Raw genomic sequence first — 12,545 nt, forward strand, 5'->3', positions numbered from 1 at the left:
CCCGCGCTTCCCCGGGGCGTCCCCTTCCGGCAAAACCGCCGGCTGCATCCCGGCGCAAGAAAGGAATGATTGAAGCATGCCGTCCAACAAAAAACAGGCGGTACGGCCGATGAAAATACGCACCACCGGGGACCGGGCCGCGTTTATGGCCATCTCTTACACAGTGGTCACCCTGCTGGCGATTATCTGCCTGGTCCCGTTTCTGATGATCGTGACAGGCTCCTTCACCGCGGAGGAAGCCATTTACCGGGACGGCTTCCGCCTGATCCCAAAGGAATGGTCGCTGGAATCCTACAGGCTGCTCCTGGAGGGGGGCGTGTCCCTGGCCAGGGCCTACCAGGTCACCGCGGTGCTGACCGTAGTGGGCACCGCCCTTTCCCTGCTGATCTCCTCCATGACCGCCTATGTGCTGTACCGCAGGGATTTCCCCTGGCGCAACAAGCTCTCCTTTTTCTTTTACTTCACCACCTTGTTCAGCGGCGGCTTGGTGCCCTGGTATATCCTGATCGCGAAATACCTGAACCTGCGCAACAATCCCCTCTCCATGCTGATTCCGGGGCTTGTGAGCGTGTTTAACATCCTGATTATGCGCAACTTCCTCAAATCCATCCCGGATTCCCTGGTAGAGTCCGCCAAGATCGACGGCGCAAACGATTTCATCATCTACCTGCGGATCATCCTTCCGCTGTCGGGCCCGTCCCTGGCAACTGTGGGGCTGTTCATCGCCCTGAACTATTGGAACGAATGGTACAACGCCATGCTCTTTATGACAAAGGCGGATTATTTCCCCCTGCAGTACTACCTGTACCGCACCCTCAATTCCATGAACTTTGCCGCCCAGGCCGCGGCGGAGGCCGGCGTGGAGGTACCCATCATGCCCACCCAGTCCTTCAAGCTGGTGATGACGGTGGCCGCCACAGGACCCATCATCTTCCTCTACCCCTTTGTGCAGCGCTATTTCATCAAGGGGATCACCGTGGGCGCGGTAAAGGGCTGAACGCCTGTGTTCTCCTCACAGGCCTATGTTCCCGGCGCGCCCCTCCTATTCACAAAATTTGATTATCCGGCTGTTTTGTGATATACTAAATAAATACACATGTGATTGGCCGAAAGACGGCAGGTGCGGGACCATAGCTGCAGAAGTCTGCAGCGCGTGGGAAAAGCCGGGGAATTGCAAGGAACCCAGGGCGCGACTTGCCACCGCAGGTGCCCGCCACAGGTGTGTATCCGCAAAAAACAGCGATCCGGAGAATAGGAGAATTTATGTTTCAGCTTGGAGAGCACGTCATGCACCCCCAGCAGGGGGTCTGCAAAATCACCGACCGTATCACCATGGACGCCAGGGAGTATTATGTGCTTTCACCGCTGTCAGACCACAAGCTGAAGCTCTACATCCCCATTCTGTCCTCGAAAAAGATCGGCGTGCGGGTTTTGGCCAGCGAGGCCGAACTGCGCAGCCTGTACCAGGAGGCCGAGCAGGCGGACACCCCTTGGATTGCCGACCGGAACGCCAGGTTCCGCCTATACGACGAATCCGTACAGAACGGGGACCTGCTGGAAATCCTGAAGCTTTCCAAAATGCTCCATGCCCGCAGGAAGGAAAAGCTCCTCACCGGGCGGGACAAGAGCTTCCTGGACTGCGTGTCCCGCTGCACCCTTTCGGAATTCAACTTCGTCTGCAGCGGCATCTCCTGACCCTCCCGCTTTCTTTCGCAGAAAGCTGGGCAAAGAACCTTGTGCTCCAGCCCGGAAGCAACAGATGCTCTCACTTCGTTCGAGCCGGAAGAAGCCCGGTACTTTCCGCAGGAAAGGCGAACGCTTCGCGTTCGAGGGGTTCTTCCCGAAGATCTCCGAACAGAGTGAGGAGATCTTTTGCTTCCGGGCTGGAGAAGGACCTTTGCCTTCCCCTTGAGGGGAGAGGTGAAACAGATTCCTGCGGAATCTGCTGGATGAGGTGGAAAGCTTCTCGCTCGCACCCCAGCGGCAGAATACAAGTCAAAACACCTCATCAGCCGCCTTGGCGAAGATCTCTGAACAAAGTGAAGAGATCTTTTTGGCAGCTTCCCCTCAAGGGGAAGCCTTTGGTCTCCGCTGCCGCTCCGGGTCTTGGTCCCCTGTGGGGACCGTCCAAGACCGGTCTTCGCTGTCGCTACGGTCGGTGATGGACGCATGCCACAGGCATGCATCACCCGAGATGGCAGTCGAGAACGGCGCTGGACGCGTGCCACCGGCACGCAGCGCCTTGTGCCTACCCCTTGAGGGAAGAGGGGGAACAGATTCCTGCGGGAATCTGCTGGATGAGGTGGAAAGCTCCCCGCTTACACCGCGGCGGCGAATTTTTAAGAAAAACCGGTATCGTCCTTCATGGATATACCGTTTTTTCTTTTTTCTGCATGCTTTTGTTTTTTTATGGCCAGGCCTATTCTGCCATTCAAAAGCGTTCCGTTTGTCAGGATTGACTTCGGGCAAAAAAGCGGATATCCTATAGTAGTTCGATAGATCGGGATTTGTGCTGCATCTGTTTTTGGAGGTCTCTATGAAAATTGAAATAGTAAAAGATAAGGATTGTGTCATCGCGGTCGTTTCCGATGATAAAAAGGTTATTGTTGATACGCAGTCTGCTTTGGATTTGGCAATGACAGTCAAATATGAAACAGGCGCGGCCAATATAGTGATAGATAAGAAGCTGGTCTGTGATGAGTTCTTTGTTCTCAGTACGGGTATCGCGGGTGAGATTTTGCAGAAATATATCAATTACCACGTAAGAGCGGCCTTCTATGGGGATTATTCTCACTATACCAGCAAACCCTTAAAGGACTTCATTTATGAGTCCAACAAGGGAAAACACTTCTTCTTTTTAGAAAGCAGGGAAGAAGCGGTAAATAAGTTGATTCAAATACAATAAAACCACAGTACAAATACCGGTTATCATAAAAGGGCATGCTGCAAAAGGATTTTGGCAGCATGCCCTTCCTATATGTTCCGCTAAGCCCTGAAAATAAAGCTTGACAAACTTTCCTTCCCGTCTTATAATAGAGAGCGTATTCAGAATGTACCAATTGACCTCACATTTTTTGTAAGTCATTGCTTCGTTTGATGATTTACAAAAAGTGTGAGTTTTTTTGTTTCACGGATACGGAATTTATTTTTAGGAGGTACCAGTTATGAATAACGGTACAGTAAAATGGTTTAATGAGAGCAAGGGCTTCGGCTTTATTTCCAACGACGACGGCAGCGGCGACGTGTTCGTACACTTTTCCGCCATTGTTTCCAACGGCTTCAAGACCCTGCTGGAAGGCCAGAAGGTGATTTTTGACACCGAGACCGACCCCAAGAATTCCTCCAAGCTGCGCGCTGTCAACGTGTGCATTACCTGACAGGGAGTCCCTGAACGCCTGTTTTAACAGGCTGTAAATCCGTAAAATAAAATCTCCTGAACCGCAGATACTAAGAAAAACGGTTCAGGAGGTTTTTTATGGAATATTTATGGACAAAGGGCGTGGAGCCGCCCCGTTTCCCTGCCCTGGAGGGGGACCTGCGCACCGGGGTGCTGGTGATCGGCGGCGGAATGGCGGGCGTGCTGTGCCTGCGGCAGCTGCGGGACAGAGGGGTGGACTGCGTGCTGGCGGAGGGGAACCGCATCGGCATGGGCATCACCAAGGGAACCACCGCCGTGCTTTCCGCCCAGCACGACGTCCTCTATTCCGACCTGATCCGCCGCAGAGGCGCGGACCAGGCAAAACGCTATCTGGAGGCAAATCTCCGGGCTGTGGAGGGGTTCCGAGAACTCTCCCGCACCATCCCCTGCGATTTTCAGGACATGCCCTCGGTCATGTATTCCCTGACAGAGCGGGACGTTCTGGAACAGGAGGCGCGGGCCGTGCGTTCCCTGGGCTTTCCGGCGGAATTCCTCACTTCCGGCGCCCCCCTTCCCTTCCGGGTGGCGGGAGCGGTGAAATACCCGGGCATGGCCCAGTTCCACCCGCTGAAATTCCTCTGGGGGGCGGCAAAAGGGCTGAACATCCGCGAGCACACCTTTGTGCGGCGGCTGGAGGGGACCACCGCTTATACGGACAGGGGAAAGATCACGGCGAAAAAGGTGATCGTCGCCACCCACTTCCCCTTTGTCAACCGGAGGGGCCTGTATTTTATGAAGCTGTACCAGAAGCGCTCCTTTGTGCTGGCTCTGGAAAACGCCCCCAAACTGCCCTGCACCGCAGTGGGCTACGGCAAAGACGGCATGTATTTCCGGCCGTACGGGGACCTGCTGCTGGCAGGGGGCGGGGACCGGCGCACCGGGAAAAACGGCGGCTTTGAGGCGGTGCGGGAATTTGTCCGGCGCTGCTTTCCCGAGGCCAGGGAAAAGTACGCCTGGGCCAACCAGGACTGCATCAGCCTGGACCAAATCCCCTACATCGGCCCGTACAGCCCCGCCATGCCGGACGTATTTACGGCCACCGGCTTCAACGAGTGGGGCATGACCACCTCTTTTGCGGCTGCCTCCCTGCTTGCAGACCTGGCCCTGGGCAGGCCCAACGCGGACGCCTCCCTGTACGCCCCCGACCGGAGCATGCTGCATCCCCAGCTGTTCTGCAACGCCGGGTCCACCCTGAAGGATTTCCTGATCCCCACGGTCAAGCGCTGCCCCCACCTGGGCTGCGCCCTGAAATGGAACCGGGCCGAGCACAGCTGGGACTGCCCCTGCCACGGCTCCCGGTTTGACGAAAGCGGCGAGTTGATCGACAATCCCGCTATGGAGGGCCTCCATGTGGAATCCTGAATTCGAAGGCTGGTACTTCAAGCATCAAAAGGGCCGGGACACGGTGGCCTTCATTCCCGGGCAGGCAAAAAGCGGCGCTTTCGTCCAGGTGATCTGGCCGGAAGGGGCCCGCTGTTTTCCCATGCCCGCGCTGCACGTCGACCGGAAGGGGGAGAGGGTTTATGCCCCCGGCTGCCGCTTCGGCCGGAACGGAATCTCCGTGGACCTGCCGGGAATCCGCGGGGAAATTTCCTACGGCCCCCTCACTCCGCTGCGTTCCGACATCATGGGCCCCTTCCGTTTCTTTCCCATGGAGTGCCGCCACGGCGTGCTGAGCATGGGGCACCGGCTGCGCGGCTCCCTGGAGCTGCCGGGCCGCGCCGTGGATTTTGACGGGGGCCTGGGCTACCTGGAAAAAGACAGCGGCAGGTCCTTTCCCAAAAGCTACCTCTGGCTGCAGTGCAGCGACTTTTCCCAGCCCTGCAGCATCTTCCTCTCCCTGGCCCGCATTCCCTTCTGCGGCCTCGTCTTTCCAGGCTGCATCTGCGCCGTCCATTTCGGCGGCAGGGAGTACCGCTTCGCCACCTACGAAGGGGTAAAGCTTCTGGAAACCGGCCCCGGCCGCATTGTCTTGGGTCAGGGAACCCGGCTTCTGGAAATTTTCCTCCTGCGCAGGGAACAGGGCCATGCCCTGAAATCCCCCGCCAAAGGCCTGATGACAGGCATGATCCGGGAATGCAACCGGGCCAAGGTGCGGTTCCGCTTCCTGGAAGGCAGCCGCCTGCTCTTCGACCTGACCAGCGAAAACGCCAGCCTGGAAGCAGTCCCGTCTCTCTGACTTTTTATGTCGCGGCCCCTGGCTGCTCCCGGCTTGTCCGACGCGGCTTTTCTCCGGGCTGGGAAGCGATGCGGAAATATTTCTTGACTTTTGGAGGGAATCCTAATTACAATAAAAACAGGAAAGCAAACAGCAATTCTTTTTTATCACATGATGCGAATTATGTGAGCTATATCATTTAAGAACAGGGGTGGGAAAAAGGCCATGAAAAGTCACGGAATGAAAAGAATAAAAAAACGGTTTTTAGCGGGTGTGCTGACCCTTTGTATGGTGCTCACCATGCTGCCTGCCGCAGCGCTGGCGGCGGGTTTGGGGAGCAACGAGCCCTCCAATGATGCAATGGTGTACACTGATCCTGTCATTCCTCCCACACCCAGCTACGACTGGTACGAAAATCCCGAAGGGGACGCTTACACCATCTCCACCGTGGCCGACCTGATGGGACTGGCGAAGATCACGCAGAATAAGAGCAAAAAGTTCTCAGACAGCGTTCCCGCCGATGATTTCAATGGTAAGACGGTGATACTGGCCGACAATCTGGATCTGACCGGCGTCGTTTGGGTCGGCGTTGACGGAAGCACGGTCACCGCCGACTACCGGATTTGGGCATTTGCCGGTACGTTTGACGGGGACAAGCATACTATTTCCAATTTGAACTTTTCCATCAAAAATACGAGCCAGAGATATGAGGTGGGTCTGTTCCACTCCATCGCCGCCGGCGGCAAGATACGGGACCTGACGCTGGACACTGTGACCGCCGAGCTGGGGACCAATAGTCTTTTCGGCAGTCTGGCCTATTCTCTGACCGGCGGCGCGGAGAACTGCACGGTGAATCACGTGAGGGTCACAGGAGAAAACAACTCATCTGACATGTATAATAACTACACGAGTGTTGCTGGAATGTTTTGTTCTGTTTCCCTGACTACAAGTTCCAACAAGGTGAACAGCTGCTCCGTATCCGATATGACTGTTTCCATAAGGGGGCTTTTGAGGCACGGCGGTGGTCTGGCGGGGGAGGTCAAGGGCCAAAGCACCTTTGAAAGCTGCTCCACGTCAGAGATTTCTTTCCAGGCCAGCAGCGCCCGAACTGTTGGCGGACTGTTTGCAACTGCACAGAACATAATCGACGATGTTGTCTCTGTGAAGAACTGCACCGCCTCGGACGTCTCCATCACCGGCGATGAAAATATAGGATATGTAGGCGGCCTTTCCGGCAGCAATAACGAAGATACCCATTATGAAGGGTGCAAGGTCCATGGAATCATCATTCGAAGCACGTCCGAAACCGGCACGGTCGGTCAGGTGGGCGGCTTTGTAGCGAATACGCAGCTTCCCGGCACTACTAGGGTTAACACCTTCAAAAACTGCACCGTCGTCGGGCTGGATATGAGGCTGAAGGGCATTAGTAGTGATGAAGATTCCGGCATCGGCGGCTTTTCCGCCAACTTTTCACACAGCACCACCGCGACTGGCTGCTCCGTTTCCGGCGCCATCGACACCTCCGGTGTCACGGGCGGCGCACAGACCGGCGGTTTTTTGGGCAATTTGGGTTGGTATGAAACCACAACGCAGCTAACCGACTGCGCCGCCCATGTGGATATTCTCGCCGCGGGCAGTGCGGGAGGCTTCATCGGCGCGTCCGCGATGGATTACAGCGAAAGCAGCAAACAGGTCGCCGCCACCTTTCAAGGCTGCACCGCCACCGGCGATGTGAAAAGCACAGACAGCACGGCGGGCGGCTTTGTGGGCGACGGATACTGCGGCACTTATACGAATTGCACCGCCGGCGGCAGCGTCTCCGGCAAGACGGCGGGCGGTTTCTGGGGTGCGATCACCGCCAACCCACATATGTCAAAGGACAGCCAAATCGGAATCTCCGGCTGCAAGGGGAAAGGCGTCGTGCTGGGTGACGAGAACGCGGGCGGCTTTGTTGCAACCGTGACGACAGACCGTTCTCCACCGCAATCAGGAAAGGCCACCAAAGTATCCATCCTCGGCAGCGCCGCGTCCCCCGTCGTGGCTGGTTTGTCTCCCAACACCCACGTGGACGGCTTTATGATCCTGACCGCGGCGGATGATCCCAACGTAACCACGGGCAATGGCGGCGGGACCGCCAACACCCCCGCCGTCGTGATCCTCGAGGGCACCTCGTCTGCCCAGCCCACCGTCAACGCGGACGGCTCTATCTCTATTCCCCCCGGCGGCAAGGTCAACGGGAAGTTGTTCCCCTACGGCGGTTTCATCACGTCGGACGGTACCGTTCACAAAAACAGCGGCGGCGGCTCCGCTGTCTACGCCGTCAGCGTTCTCAGCGTGCAGAACGGCACGATCACCGTCAACCCCAAGAGCGCTTCCAAAGGCGTCGCCGTGATCATCACCGTCGAGCCCGATTCCGGATACGAGCTGGGCGAGCTGACCGTTACCGACAAGTATGGCAAGGAACTTGAGCTGACCGACAGGGGCGACGGTACCTACACATTTGCCATGCCCTCCGGGGATGTGAGCGTCGCAGGAAGCTTTGTGAAGGCAGCCGATCCCGATACCGGCCTGATGAACGGCACCGGCGAGACCGAGTTCAGCCCAAGTCTCAGCGCTACCCGGGGCATGATCGTTACCATTCTGTATCGTCTGGCGGGCAGTCCCGCTGTGACCGCCGCGTCCGGCTTTACCGATGTGGCTCCCGGTGCCTACTACGCGGACGCAGTTGCCTGGGCCGCCGCAAACGGTATTGTGAACGGTTACGGCAACGATACGTTTGGCCCGAATGACAACGTCACCCGGGAGCAGTTTGCGGCCATTCTCTGGCGCTATGCGGACAGCCCTGCAGCGAGCGGCACACTGGACGGGTTCACCGACGCCGGGCAGATTTCCAACTATGCGGTGGACGCCATGCACTGGGCCGTGGAGCAGGGCGTCGTCAATGGCAAGGGCAACGGTGTCCTTGACCCCAAAGGCAGCGCTGTCCGCGCCGAAGCAGCGGCCATGCTCATGCGGTATCTGCAAACCACAGATTGACTCACGTCATTTTCTGACGATCAAAAGCGGGACGGTTTCAGTGAAACCGTCCCGCTCAGCTTGTCGAAGAACCCAGCAGATTCCTGCAGGGAATCTGTTTCCCCTCTCCCCTCAAGGGGAAGGCTAAGGGCGCTGCGTGCCGGTGGCACGCGCCCAGCGCCGTTCTCGACTGCCGTCTCGGGTGATGCATGCCTGTGGCATGCGTCCATCACCGACCGTAGCGACAGCGAAGACCGGTCTTGGACGGTCCCCACAGGGGACCAAGACCCGTAGCGGCAGCGGAGACCAAAGGCTTCCCCTCGAGGGGAAGCTGTCAAAAAGATCTCCTCACTTTGTTCAGAGATCTTCACCAAGGTGACTGATGAGGTGTTGCTAACCTATATTCTGCCGCTGCGGGGAGAGTAAGACTTTCCACCTCATCCACCGCAAGCGGTCCCCCTTCCCCTCAAGGGGAAGGCTAAGGACATTCCACCTCATCCAGCAGATTCCGCAGGAATCTGTTTGCCTTCTCCCCTCAAGGGCTTCCCCTTGAGGGGAAATTGCCGCCGCGGAGAGAACAAGCAGAAGATGCTCGAACAAAGCGAGGCTGTCTTTTTTACTCGCTGAAAAAGAGCGCGCCGAAATAGGTGACCGTGTCTTTCCCGTTGATGTAGTTCATTCCGCAGGAGGCAGCCAGCTCCGATACCGCCACGCCGTAGGTTTCCAGCGAGGGCATGGCGAGCTCCGGGTGGCGGCAGGGCTCCTGGGTCCTCTTGGCGCACACCGGGCATACATGGCAGCCGCCTGCGCCCAGGTGCAGCTTCCGGGAAAAGGGCTGGGTTTCAAACAGCTCTGTCAGCCTGCGGGACAGTTCGCCGTGCACCCGCGCTGCCTCCATCATGCCCTCAAAGTCATAGCTGTCTTCCAGCTTTCCCACGGTCTGGTACACCAGCGCCCGGCGGTACGATCCCGCCTCGGCAATCAGCTCGTCGATATCCCCGGCGTCCGGCGGGCACATCCAGCACTGCCCGTAATTCCCGCAGGCGTTCTGCTCGCACAGTTCCCGGAAAGCCCGGTCAAACCTGATTTTCTCCACGTCGATCAGTTCCGCCCGGTAAGCCCCCAGCCCGCGTACCTGCTCCAGCAGCTCCTCATAATTCTGTTTCACGGCACTCTCCCTTTCTTCCGGCGCGCCTCAGCCCTCCCGGCGCTTTTTCCTCCCTCTCTTTATATCCCTTTTCCCCTCTGTTTTCTTGTAGGATCGCGGTGATTTTTTGTATTTTCTTATCCTGTTGCCCCGGCGCTTGTGTCCGGGGCAAAATTGTGCTATGATACCACTCACGAACCGCCCCGGGGTGCGTCCTGTGCCTTTGCCCCGCCCGGCGGACATCCTGTGGAAAGGGGAGGGAAACCCGGCATGGAAAAAGGGCTTGTACATCTCTATTGGGGCGAGGGAAAGGGAAAGACCACCGCGGCTATGGGCCTGGCGCTGCGCGCCCTGGGGCACGGCCTCCGGGTCACCGTCGTCCAGTTCCTGAAAGACGGCTGCAGCGGGGAGCTAACCCCCCTGCGGGAGCTGGGGGCCGCGGTTTACTCCGGCATGGAAAGCGCGGGCTTTGTCTTCCAGATGTCCGGGGAAGAGAAGGCATCCCTCCGGGAACAGCAGGGCCTCCTGCTGAAAAAGACCATGGAGGAGCCCTGCGGCCTGCTGATTCTGGACGAAGCCTGCGCCGCCCTGCAGCTGGGGATGGTGGAGGACAGCCTTCTGCGGCAGGCTGTCCTCCTTCGGCCGGAAGGCATGGAAGTGGTTATAACCGGAAGGGAGCCCGCCCCCTGGATGTTGGAAGCGGCGGACTATTCCACGGAAATGCGCTGCCGCAGGCATCCTTACAGCCGGGGGACCGCCGCCAGAAAGGGCGTGGAATTTTAAACGCACTGCCTCCGGGCAATGGGTTCCGCAGGGGTAGACGCGGCTTCCGGTTTCCCGTATAATAGGCCTCGGTACAAGCTTTCACATCCCAGATTCAAAAAAGAAGGACAACTATCATGAAAAAAAGATACAGCCTTATTCTGGCCGCCGTTCTGGCCGCCGTTATCGCCGGATGTTCCTCCTCTGAGGAACATCTCAGTTCCGTCTCTCAGGAGCGCCTCAGTTCCGCAGGCTCGGAGCTGAGCAGCCCCATCCCGTCCTCCGCCTCCGGCAGTGCGGAAAGCGGGCCCGCCGGCACGGCCGTCACCTTTACCGACGGCCTGGGCCGCAGCCTCACCGTGGACAGCCCCCGGCGGGTGGCCGCGCTGATCGGCAGCTTCGCGGACATGTGGTGTCTGGCGGGCGGGAAGGACACCCTGGTCGCGGCCGCCGCCGACACCTGGACCCAGTTCTCCCTGGATTTGCCGGATACGGTGCAAAACCTGGGGGCGGTGAAGGAGCCCAGTGCGGAAACCCTGCTGGCGGTTCAGCCGGATTTGGTGCTTGCAAGCACAAAAACCCAGGCGGATATCGACCTTCTGCCCACCCTGGAGCAGGCGGGGATCCCCGTGGCATATTTCGACGTCAGCAGCTTTTCCGACTATCTGGAAATGCTGGAAATCTGCACCCGCATCACCGGCTGTCCGGAGCGCTATGAGCAGTACGGCACCGCGGTGCAGGCCCAGGTGGAGGAGGCCAAGGCCCGGGCGGAGGGGAAGGAGGCCCCCACGGTCCTGTACCTGCGGGCCACGGGCGGCAGCTGCAAAGTGAAGAACAGCAAGGGCAGCGTGCTGGGGGAGATGCTAGAGGACCTGCGGTGTACAAACATTGCGGACAGCGACGCTTCCCTGCTGGAGGAGCTCTCCATGGAGTCCATCCTGGCCGCCGACCCCGATTATATCTTCCTGGTGCTGCAGGGCGGCAACCAGGAGAAGGCACGGCAGACTTTGGAAAAAGCCGTGCTCTCAAACCCCGCCTGGCAGCAGCTCACCGCGGTGAAGGAGGGGCGCTGCCATTACATGGACCAGGCGCTCTACAATTTGAAGCCCAACGCCCGCTGGGGCGAGGCTTATGAAGGGCTGGCGGAGATACTGTATGGCGAATAAATCCGGCAGGACGCTCCGCCGCCTGCTCTTTCTGGGGGCCGCCGCCCTCCTGGCCGCTTTGCTGAGCATGTGTCTCGGCGCGGCCCCGGTCTCCCCAAAGGAGATGTTCCAGGCGATCTTTCAGGGCCGGCAGGATTCCGCCGCGGCCGGGATTCTGCTGTACGTGCGCCTGCCCCGCACCCTGGGCTGCCTGCTCAGCGGGGCGGCGCTGGCCGTCTCGGGGGCGATCATCCAAACCGTGCTGGCAAATCCGCTGGCGGCCCCCAACATCATCGGAGTCAATTCCGGCGCGGGGCTGGCAGTGGCCCTGTGCTGCGCCCTGCTGCCAGCTTCCGCGGCGGCATCGTCCTTTGCCGCCTTTCTGGGGGCCTTCGGCGGGGTGCTGCTGGTGCTGCTGATCTCTGAAAAGGCGGGGGCTTCCCGGATCACCCTGGTGCTGGCGGGCGTGGCCATTTCGGGGATTTTCAGCGCCGGGATCGACGCCGTGGTCACCCTTGTCCCCGACGCCCTCACCGGTTATTCCGACTTCCGCATCGGGGGGCTCGCGAACCTCTCCCTGGCTAAAATCGCGCCCTCCGCCTGGGTGATCCTGTTCTGCCTCCTCGCTGTGCTGCTGCTGAGCAATGAAATGGACGTGCTGGCCCTGGGTTCCGATACGGCCCGGAGCCTGGGCCTGCCGGTGCGGCGGGTCCGGCTGATCCTTCTTGCGCTGGCCGCCGCTTCACATCCTGATGTGGTTAAGAGAAAGCCACTCGGGCCTCTTTTCGCACACCCCGGATACATAGGCGACGCCCCCCCCCCCGGGCAGCGTCCGCGGGAAAGGGGGGGGTTGTAAAAAATCCGGTCGCCTTCGGGGCAGGTGCGCGCGGCCCCGCCCCG

11 protein-coding genes are annotated in these 12,545 nt (G+C 59.0%); 10 read left to right on the forward strand and 1 reads right to left on the reverse strand.

Annotated features, from left to right (window positions below; all coding sequences use genetic code 11):
• Positions 1 to 76: 76 nt before the first annotated feature.
• The 7 genes from BN3911_RS01725 (at position 77) to BN3911_RS17515 (ending at position 8,612) form a co-directional block, all read left to right on the forward strand.
• Entirely contained in the window at positions 77 to 997 is a 921-nt protein-coding gene (locus tag BN3911_RS01725) for a carbohydrate ABC transporter permease (protein WP_242871055.1), read from the forward strand.
• A gap of 266 nt (positions 998 to 1,263) precedes the next feature.
• Complete coding sequence (locus BN3911_RS01730) at positions 1,264 to 1,695, forward strand: CarD family transcriptional regulator (protein ID WP_066860463.1); 432 nt, start codon at positions 1,264 to 1,266, stop codon at positions 1,693 to 1,695.
• Between the two features lie 841 nt (positions 1,696 to 2,536).
• A complete protein-coding gene (locus BN3911_RS01735; RefSeq protein ID WP_066860466.1) occupies positions 2,537 to 2,905 on the forward strand; it encodes a DUF4180 domain-containing protein in 369 nt (122 codons plus the stop codon).
• 259 nt (positions 2,906 to 3,164) lie between these two features.
• Positions 3,165 to 3,377 (forward strand): cold-shock protein, encoded by a 213-nt coding sequence (locus BN3911_RS01740; protein ID WP_066860468.1) that lies wholly within the window; start codon positions 3,165 to 3,167, stop codon positions 3,375 to 3,377.
• Positions 3,378 to 3,475: 98 nt separating this feature from the next.
• Positions 3,476 to 4,780 carry an FAD-dependent oxidoreductase gene (locus BN3911_RS01745; protein ID WP_066860471.1) on the forward strand — a complete coding sequence of 435 codons (1,305 nt, stop codon included), beginning with the start codon at positions 3,476 to 3,478 and terminating at the stop codon, positions 4,778 to 4,780.
• A complete protein-coding gene (locus tag BN3911_RS01750) occupies positions 4,767 to 5,597 on the forward strand; it encodes a tocopherol cyclase family protein (protein ID WP_066860474.1) in 831 nt (276 codons plus the stop codon). The genes BN3911_RS01745 and BN3911_RS01750 overlap by 14 nt, the downstream gene beginning before the upstream one ends.
• Positions 5,598 to 5,816: 219 nt before the next feature.
• On the forward strand, positions 5,817 to 8,612 hold the full coding sequence (locus BN3911_RS17515; protein WP_242871056.1) for an S-layer homology domain-containing protein: 2,796 nt from the start codon (positions 5,817 to 5,819) through the stop codon (positions 8,610 to 8,612).
• Between the two features lie 595 nt (positions 8,613 to 9,207).
• Here BN3911_RS17515 and BN3911_RS01765 read toward each other — a convergent pair.
• Positions 9,208 to 9,759 (reverse strand): DUF2284 domain-containing protein, encoded by a 552-nt coding sequence (locus tag BN3911_RS01765; protein WP_066860480.1) that lies wholly within the window; start codon positions 9,757 to 9,759, stop codon positions 9,208 to 9,210.
• Positions 9,760 to 10,008: 249 nt separating this feature from the next.
• Here BN3911_RS01765 and BN3911_RS01770 point away from each other — a divergent pair, with 249 nt between their 5' ends.
• The 3 genes from BN3911_RS01770 to BN3911_RS01780 all read left to right on the forward strand — a co-directional run bounded on the left by BN3911_RS01770 (position 10,009) and on the right by BN3911_RS01780 (position 12,501).
• On the forward strand, positions 10,009 to 10,521 hold the full coding sequence (locus BN3911_RS01770; RefSeq protein WP_066860483.1) for a cob(I)yrinic acid a,c-diamide adenosyltransferase: 513 nt from the start codon (positions 10,009 to 10,011) through the stop codon (positions 10,519 to 10,521).
• A gap of 116 nt (positions 10,522 to 10,637) precedes the next feature.
• Positions 10,638 to 11,666: an ABC transporter substrate-binding protein gene (locus BN3911_RS01775; protein ID WP_066860486.1), complete on the forward strand. Its 1,029-nt coding sequence runs from the start codon at positions 10,638 to 10,640 to the stop codon at positions 11,664 to 11,666.
• A complete protein-coding gene (locus BN3911_RS01780) occupies positions 11,632 to 12,501 on the forward strand; it encodes a FecCD family ABC transporter permease (protein WP_082942008.1) in 870 nt (289 codons plus the stop codon). Before BN3911_RS01775 ends, BN3911_RS01780 begins: the two co-directional genes overlap by 35 nt.
• Positions 12,502 to 12,545: the final 44 nt, after the last annotated feature.

It is taken from the genome of Neglectibacter timonensis (genome assembly GCF_900048895.1).
Taxonomy (GTDB): domain Bacteria; phylum Bacillota; class Clostridia; order Oscillospirales; family Acutalibacteraceae; genus Acutalibacter; species Acutalibacter timonensis.